This is a genomic window from Aquiflexum sp. (assembly GCF_977115555.1).
In genome coordinates, this window is record NZ_CDSBKL010000228.1 from 1 (window position 1) to 6,593 (window position 6,593).

7 protein-coding genes are annotated in these 6,593 nt (G+C 41.2%); 2 read left to right on the plus strand and 5 right to left on the minus strand.

Features of this window, described 5'->3' with window-relative positions; translation table 11 throughout:
• Positions 1 to 94: 94 nt before the first annotated feature.
• The 4 genes from ACZFYI_RS13365 to pdhA all read right to left on the minus strand — a co-directional run bounded on the left by ACZFYI_RS13365 (position 95) and on the right by pdhA (position 3,869).
• Positions 95 to 1,414 (minus strand): aspartate kinase, encoded by a 1,320-nt coding sequence (locus ACZFYI_RS13365; protein ID WP_462524627.1) that lies wholly within the window; start codon positions 1,412 to 1,414, stop codon positions 95 to 97.
• Between the two features lie 41 nt (positions 1,415 to 1,455).
• Positions 1,456 to 1,932: a 6,7-dimethyl-8-ribityllumazine synthase gene (ribH, locus tag ACZFYI_RS13370; RefSeq protein ID WP_462524628.1), complete on the minus strand. Its 477-nt coding sequence runs from the start codon at positions 1,930 to 1,932 to the stop codon at positions 1,456 to 1,458.
• An 83-nt stretch (positions 1,933 to 2,015) separates the two neighbouring features.
• Entirely contained in the window at positions 2,016 to 2,729 is a 714-nt protein-coding gene (locus ACZFYI_RS13375; RefSeq protein WP_462524629.1) for a tetratricopeptide repeat protein, read from the minus strand.
• 120 nt (positions 2,730 to 2,849) lie between these two features.
• The gene (gene pdhA, locus ACZFYI_RS13380; protein ID WP_462524630.1) at positions 2,850 to 3,869 is read right to left on the minus strand and encodes a pyruvate dehydrogenase (acetyl-transferring) E1 component subunit alpha; all 1,020 of its coding nucleotides are present in this window, start codon (positions 3,867 to 3,869) and stop codon (positions 2,850 to 2,852) included.
• Between the two features lie 104 nt (positions 3,870 to 3,973).
• Here pdhA and recF point away from each other — a divergent pair, with 104 nt between their 5' ends.
• On the plus strand, positions 3,974 to 5,083 hold the full coding sequence (recF, locus tag ACZFYI_RS13385) for a DNA replication/repair protein RecF (RefSeq protein WP_462524631.1): 1,110 nt from the start codon (positions 3,974 to 3,976) through the stop codon (positions 5,081 to 5,083).
• A gap of 1 nt (position 5,084) precedes the next feature.
• On the opposite strand, the gene ACZFYI_RS13390 is transcribed toward recF, so the two are convergent.
• Positions 5,085 to 5,489, minus strand: a complete 405-nt coding sequence (locus ACZFYI_RS13390; RefSeq protein ID WP_462524632.1) for a DoxX family protein — start codon at positions 5,487 to 5,489, stop codon at positions 5,085 to 5,087.
• Between the two features lie 119 nt (positions 5,490 to 5,608).
• On the opposite strand from ACZFYI_RS13390, the gene ACZFYI_RS13395 reads away from it, so the two are divergent.
• Positions 5,609 to 6,593: TlpA family protein disulfide reductase (locus ACZFYI_RS13395; protein ID WP_462524633.1), on the plus strand; the 985-nt coding region annotated here is incomplete at its 3' end.

Sequence of the window (6,593 nt, forward strand, 5' to 3'; positions counted from 1 at the left end):
AAAGAAAAAATGGTAATTACACTTTGTCAATAATTGAAAAAAAACCCACCTGATCATGTGATTTTGGGTGGGTTTTTCAAATCCGATAATTTGCTTACCATTCAAACAAGCCTTCATTTAAGCTTTTCAAGGCTTCATTTTTATATTTCGCATCCAAGAGAAGAGAGACATTGTGCCTGCTTCCTCCATAAGAAACCATTCTTACCGGATAATCCTTGAGGCAATTCATGATTTTGGCCATGGTGCCTTTGGATTCGGCTATCATATTTCCCACGATCGAAACGATCGTCTGATTTCGGTCCACTTCCACCGTACCGTATATTTCAAGTTCTTTGATGATTTCGGCCAAATGTGAAAGGTCATCAATAGTCACCGAAACAGCCACTTCTGAAGTAGTGATCATGTCGATGGAAGTCTTGTACTTTTCAAAAACCTCAAATACTTTTCTCAAAAAGCCATAAGCCAACAGCATCCTGCTGGATTTGATTTTGATGGCGGTGATGCCATCTTTGGCTGCAAGGGCTTTTACTCCTGATCCCTGTTCTTTGGCAGTGATAGTTGTTCCGGGGGCATCCGGTTCCATGGTATTCAGTAATTTGACAGGGATGTTGTATTGCTGTGCCGGCCAAATGGATGCCGGGTGGAGGATTTTGGCACCGAAATAAGCCAACTCTGCAGCCTCGTCAAAAGACAATTGGGCAATTGGACGGGTTTTGTCCACGATCCTAGGGTCGTTGTTGTGCATGCCGTCGATGTCGGTCCATATTTCAATCACTTCAGAATTGATGGCCGCTCCGATCAAAGATGCCGAATAATCAGAACCACCTCTCTTGAGGTTATCGACTTCGTTTCTGTGGTTTTTGCAGATATATCCCTGCGTTACAAAAATCCTGTCCTGTGGATAGTTTGCGAGGATGGCTTTGAGTTTATCAGAGATTTTCTTGAGTTCCGGTTCATGGTTTTCATCAATGCTCATAAAATCCAAAGCCGGTAAAAACACCGCCTTGATATCCAATTCCTGCAATAAGGTGTAGAACAATTTGGTCGAAAGAAGTTCACCCTGAGCTAAAATATCCCTGTTGATCGCTTCATTGAAAGAGATTTTCAAAATGATATTCAGGAACTCAAAGTGTTCTTTGATGATTTTTTCCGCTTTTGTTTTGGCAGCATCTGTCTTCAATAAATCCTTATAGAAAACAAGGTAATGTTGGTGAAGTGCATCGATCTTTTCCTTTGCCAAGTCTTTATTGGCATCTGCCAATGCCTCTCCGATTCCTACAAGGGCATTGGTTGTCCCTGAAAGTGCAGAAAGCACAACGATTTTTTTGTCGTTGTCACGGGTAATCAGGTCTTTGACTTGGTGCATTCTCTCGGGTTTGCCCACTGAGGTTCCCCCGAACTTCATTATTTTCATAATGGTATATGGTTTAAAAGGTTTGTTCTTTTTGGAGTCGGTCAAAAACCCAACATTTTGACCGCAGTAATAGCGGCTTCATCTCCTTTGTTGCCGTGTTTCCCTCCGGATCTGTCCAAGGCCTGCTGAAGTGTATTGGGAGTCAAAACCCCAAAAATCACCGGTTTGTTGAATTTCAAAGCTACATTGGTAATGCCATGGGCAACTGCATCGCAGATAAAATCAAAGTGCCTCGTTTCTCCCTGAATCACACAGCCAAGACAAATGACAGCATCAATTTCTTCCAATTCAGCAAGCCATTGGGCACCAAGTGTCAGCTCAAAGGAACCCGGCACATTCTTTCTGAATATGTTTTCTTTCTTGGCACCGTGCATCAACAATGTTTCTACTGCACCGGAGAAAAGGGATTCAGTTACCTGTTCGTTCCACTCAGAAACGACAATACCGAATTTTTTGCTTGAAATATCAAGTATATTTTTGTCAGAATACTGACTGAGACTTTTCAATGAAGTTGCCATGGGAGTTTGGTTTTTGGATTAAATAAAAAAGAGTAAGACCACAGGGCCTTACTCTTTCAAAATGCTTTTTAAATATCAAAGCATTACTTAGAGGCAAGGCCTTCCAAGCGCGCTTTGTGTTTTCGTGCATTGGTGTATTCGAATGACTCAAAATATTTGTCCTCGATTTCACCGTATGCTTTGATGGCATTGTTAAGCTCACCTGCTTCTTCATAAGCAACAGCTAATTTGCTCAAATAGCGTGGAGCAAAGAATTTGTTTTCTTTGTGGTTAATCGCTTTTTTATAAGAAGCGATGGCATCTTTGGTATTATCCAATTCCATGTAAGCATCTCCCAACAAAGCAAATGCCCTTGCCTGAACAAAAAAGTCGTCAGCTGAGAATTGCTTCAAGTGGTCAACTGCCTTTTGGAATTCTCCCTGAGACAAATAGATGGAACCTACATAGAAATGGGCAAGATTTGCTGCATCCGTTCTGCCATACTCATCAATGATTTTCAGAAAGCCTGCATTGGAACCGTCACCGTTGAGTGCAAATTCGATGCTGTCCTGCTCAAAGTAGTACACAGCCTGAAACATTTCAGCCTGAGCCTTTGTGTTTTTATTTTGGGTATCAATCTGGATATATAGGATCCCTGCAATCAACAAAATTACACCGGCAAGGATTCCTCCAAATATTTTTGAATTCTTTTTGATAAAGGCTTCCCCTCTTTCCAATCTTCCTTTGATTTCTTCCGGATTTTCCAGAAGTTCATGCTTGTGTACAGATTGGGATTTCTTTGTTTGTTTCGTAGCCATTCTTTAAAATTTTCCGCCCGCAAATATAAGGCTTTTACTTAATTCACAAATAAGAATAAAGAAAACCAGCCATGAATATGTTTATCTATATTCCCGACTGGTTTGATTTGGTGTTTTTATTTATTCCATTACAAAAGGATAATCCTCCTGCATGTAGACATCTTCAAAAGCCTTTTGACCATCAGGCCAAGGAGATTCTTCAGCAAATTTGACAGCATCATCAACCTGTTGCTTTACCTTTTTGTCGATTTCGGCTAATTTTTCCTCAGTCAATATTTTATTGTCCAAGATGGTTTTTTTTACCTGCTCGATAGGATCTCTCTGCTTGTATTCTTCCACTTCCTCCCTTGTTCGGTATTTTTGGGGATCTGACATCGAGTGACCTTTGTATCTGTACGTCCTGAATTCCAATAATGTAGGCCCGTCACCTCTTCTTGCCCGGTCGGCAGCTTCGGCTACCGCTTCATGGATTGCTTCTACGTTCATCCCGTCGACAGGGAATGAAGGCATGTCATAGGCTTCCCCTATGGTGTATAGTTCTGTGACATTGGATGTCCTTTCCACAGAAGTTCCCATGGCGTACCCGTTATTTTCAATGACGAAAATAACCGGAGTTTTGTATAACATGGCCAAATTCAAAGCCTCGTGCACCGCACCTTGTCTGACGGCACCGTCACCCATGTGACAGATACAAAGGTTTTTTGTTCCTCTGTATTTTTCAGCAAAGCCGATTCCCAGACCCATAGGAACCTGTGCGCCTACGATACCGTGTCCGCCCATGAATCCTCTTTCCTTATCAAAAATATGCATGGAACCGCCTTTTCCTTTTGTGGTACCGGTAGCTTTCCCATATAATTCTGCCATTACAGCTCCGGGGTCAGTACCCAAACCAAGAGGATGGGCATGGTCACGGTAGGCAGTGATCCATTTATCATCTTTGTCAAGGGCAGTGATCGCGCCAGCTGCGCAGGCTTCCTGCCCGATATATAAATGACAAAAACCCCTGATTTTTTGTTGTCCGTATAATTGACCTGCTTTTTCCTCAAACTTCCTCATCAACAGCATGCTTTCGTACCAGAATGCGTACGTTTCTTCGGAATATTTTGCTTTTGCTTTGGCAGCAGTACTCTTCTTTGCCATATCGTATAATGTAAAATATGCTAAATTAGGCCTCAAATATAATCAAACAGGCTGAAATTTAAGGCCGAGTGCGAAATTAGTCAAAAACACCACAGATTCTAAGCATGCACCTCAAAAATATCCGCCTTCAACAGTTTAAGAATTACAAAAAGGCGGAAGTGCAGTTTTCCTCCGAAATCAATTGCCTTGTGGGGATCAATGGAAGTGGAAAGACCAATCTGTTGGATGCCATCCATTACCTCTGCCTGACCAAGGGAGCGATCAATGGAATTGACCAGCTTAACGTTTTGCATGAAAAGGATTTTTTCACGGTTTTTGGAGATTTTGATATTGAGGGGAAAGAAATGGAAGTCCGTTGCATTTTTGAAAACGGAAAGAAAAAACAGTTGCTACAAAATGGCAAAGCCATTGATAAAATGAGTGAGCATGTCGGACTTCTTCCCATAGTGATGATCGTGCCTGATGATACGATGCTGATCAAGGATGGCAGTGAAGAGAGGAGGAGGTTTTTTGACAACATGCTCTGCCAAATGGACAAGCAGTACCTCGAAAAGTTGGTCCGGTACCAGCATTTTCTCAAGCAAAGAAATGCCCTGATCAAACAATTTGCCGATAAAGGAAGGTGGGAAAAATCCCATATTGAGCCTTACGACAGAGAGGTAATTGCCCTTTCCCAGTTTTTGGCAAAAGCAAGGAATGGATTTTTAGAAGAATATCTGCCTCTTTTAAAGGAATATTATGCTATCATTTCTGGTAACCACGAGGCTGTGAGTATCACTTACGAAACCCAGTGCCTTGAAGAGAATTTTCCCAATGATTTTCTCCAGAATGCCCAAAGGGATTTTATCCTCAAAAGGACGAATATGGGAATCCATAAAGATGATTTTGCATTTGAAATCAACGGTTATCCCATCAAAAAATTCGGATCACAGGGACAGCAAAAATCCTTCGTCATTGCGCTGAAACTTGCTCAGTTTCAGATTTTTTTGGCACACAAAAAAACCAAACCTGTCTTGTTGTTGGATGATATTTTTGACAAGCTTGATGACAAAAGGATTGAAAAGCTGATGAAGCTGGTAGCTGACCACCGCTTTGGTCAGCTTTTTATCACTGATGCACGGCCTGAAAGATCGAAAGTGATTTTAAGTGAAATTGAGGCTGAAAGCAGGTTCTTCCTTATTGAAGAAGGAGAAATTTCCCCTTGGAATCAGTGATTTATTTTTTGATCTGACCATCTACCGAATATTTTCCCGGTCCGGCAAAAAACAGAAAAATGAAAATCAGTAGAAACAACAAAGGCTTTTCTTTTGAACCAAAAGGATCGTCGGCATGTGCGATAAAGGCCGCGACCGACATGGTGATCATCAGTGGAATCAATGAAAGCCTACTCATAAAACCGACAAGCAATAAGATGGCGCAGAAAAACTCCGCCAAAATGGTGAGTTGTAGGGACAAGGCCGGACCCAAGCCTATTGGATCTCTGAATTTGGTCAAATTGGTGCTGAAATTTGCAAGCTTTGGCCAACCGTGGGTCAACATCATCATTGCTGCTCCAATCCTTAGTATTGCCAAGGCAAGATCGTTGAAATAAGAACTGTTCGAGAAAATAAGTTTTTTCATGTTTTAGAAAATCAAATGGAGAGGAATATCGTTTATTCAATCAAATGTAGCAAGAAATCTAAATCAGATTTCTAAATTGTAACTTCAATATCTCTCATTTAATCATCCAAACAATTGATATGAAATCATCTCGCAGTTTCATTTTACAGGCTTTGTTCCTGTTTTTCGCCTTTTCGGCACAGCATTCGGCATTTGCCCAAACCCCAACCCAAGCTTATTTGGATTACATGTCAGGCTTGGAAAATTATGTCCAAAACGACCTTTATGGAAAAGTTTCTGCGGTATTATATGACACAGAATCGGCTCCTTCTGCTGAGGAATTTATCCTTTTCTCCAAAGGAGTGAAGGAGGAAATCGGGAAATTCTATTCTCAAAATTCCACTGGTCTTTTAGAAAATGAAAAAACAGCTGCCCAGACTTTTTCCCATACCATGTTGCTTCAGCTTGCAGAAGTATATCTTGATAGGGTTCAGGAACTTGAACCGACCCAAAAATTGGGTTTCTTGAATAAATATTTTGAAGGAATCGGACTTGATTCAGACATTGATAACCTTTCAGAGGACCTGTCTAGATCGATGATGATGACATTACATGCTGCCATGGGAATCCCTTTTGGAATGCCAAACACCGAAGTTGAAGCTTATATCAATGGAATGGCTGAACCAAAAAAAGAGTTGTTTCAGGCAGCCTTTATCTTGAATGACATGCTTATGCTGACAGGAGGCTATGAATCGAGCAAAAATCAAGTGATGGGTTTTAGAAGTTCTTATCCCAATTCCATCTATTTGGCAGATTTAGATAAAAGTCTCTCTGCTATAGAAAAGCTGAAAGAAGGAGCCGTGGTCGAAAACTTTTCCTTTGTTGATTTGGAAGGAAAGGCCGTCAGTCTGATGGATTACAAAGACAAGATTATATATCTAGACCTTTGGGCATCTTGGTGCGGACCATGCATCAACACCTTCCGGACCAAAACACCATTCTTTGAAAAGAAGTTGGAAGGAAATCCTGACATTGTCCTGATGTATATCTCCATCGATGAGCAACCCGAACCATGGAAAAATTACCTCAGCAAAAACAAAATGGGCGGCGTACACCTTTTTGCAG